This is a genomic window from Neisseria sp. P0001.S005 (assembly GCF_051963715.1).
Genome location: NZ_JBQCTZ010000709.1, coordinates 1 through 391 on the forward strand (window position 1 = coordinate 1; position 391 = coordinate 391).

Here is a 391-nt window from a genome sequence, read left to right on the forward strand (position 1 = left end):
GTGGGGTTGCTGTCTATGCCTTGTGCTTTGGCTGTCCAGATAAGGGTGTGGATGTCGCGCAGGCCGCCGGGGCAGGTTTTGATGTTGGGTTCGAGTTGTGCGCCTGTGCCTTGGGATTTGGTATGGCGTTGCTCCATTTCGAGGAGTTTGGCTTCGATAAAGGCGGCTGTGTCGCGGCGTGTGTTGAGTTTGTTTAGAAGTTGGGCGGTAAGGTCGGCATTGCCTTGTAGGTGGCGTGCTTCAAGAAAGGCGGTTTCACCGGTAATGTCGTTTTGGGTGCTTTGGAGGATTTCTTCTATGCTGCCGCTTTTGATGGCCGGATTGAGGCGTGCGTCCCAAAGGGTTTGGATAAATTGGGCGGTTTGTTGTTGCAGGCCGTCTGAAAATGGGG

General features: G+C 54.2%; 1 pseudogene. It reads right to left on the reverse strand.

The features are described 5' to 3' along the window. Positions 1-391, reverse strand: a pseudogene (locus tag ACTHSP_RS22495) ([protein-PII] uridylyltransferase); the annotation flags it as partial.